Source organism: Oleiphilus sp. HI0117 (assembly GCF_001635235.1).
In genome coordinates, this window is sequence record NZ_LWGA01001447.1 from 1 (window position 1) to 778 (window position 778).

Annotated in this window: 2 protein-coding genes; both read right to left on the reverse strand. The window is 44.1% G+C overall.

Annotation, left to right across the window (positions count from 1 at the left end; all coding sequences use genetic code 11):
• A partial coding sequence (locus A3757_RS24185) for a DTW domain-containing protein (protein ID WP_156506557.1) occupies positions 1-243 on the reverse strand: 243 nt, incomplete at its 3' end.
• Positions 244-246: 3 nt separating this feature from the next.
• A partial coding sequence (locus A3757_RS24190; protein ID WP_231878378.1) for a GGDEF domain-containing protein occupies positions 247-778 on the reverse strand: 532 nt, incomplete at its 5' end.

The following is a 778-nucleotide window of genomic DNA, read 5'->3' on the forward strand; positions in this document are numbered from 1 at the left end:
AAAAAGACATTGAGGGTCAGGCTGATAAGTGCCAGGGCTATCGGTGTTTTGTGTAGGCAGTTCTTCTCTAGGAAAGAGCACCGCGGCTTGCTGCCGAGCCAATAGACTCAATAAACTTTCATCGGGTTCCCGACGCTTCCAAACGACAAGTTCGCAATCACCCTTCAATATACCTCTAACGACTGCACCCGTATTATTCTTCTTTTCTAATTCCCGCTCATGCGTAAGTAATATAAACTTCATTAACTATAAAATACGATTACGGCCTGCTTCTTTAGCTTCATATAATAATTTGTCAGCACTCTCGATAAACTCTGCCGCACTTTGCCCTTCACCAGCAAACTGAGCAATCCCACCACTAACCGTGACATGATCTGCCACTAAAGAGTGTTCATGAGGATAATTCAAATCACTAAACAACTTATTTATACGCTTCGCAACCGCTTGCGCTTGCACCGCATTGGTATTAGGCAAAATCACTGCGAATTCTTCCCCACAATACCGAGCAACAATATCGGCTGGTCGGCACATCGCTTTACGCAAGGTTTCACCAACAGCCTTTAAACACTCGTCACCGGCTTGATGTCCGTTGTTATCATTGAAAGGTTTAAACTGATCAACATCGATCATAATCAAAGTTAAAGGGTCTTTCTCTTTGATTGACCTAGTGATCTCCAGCTCCATGGCCTTATCAAAACCACGGCGGTTCACCAGTCCTGTTAAGGTGTCTTGAAATGCGAGCAACTCCATTTTTAATTTGGTGCCATGAAGCTCGTCC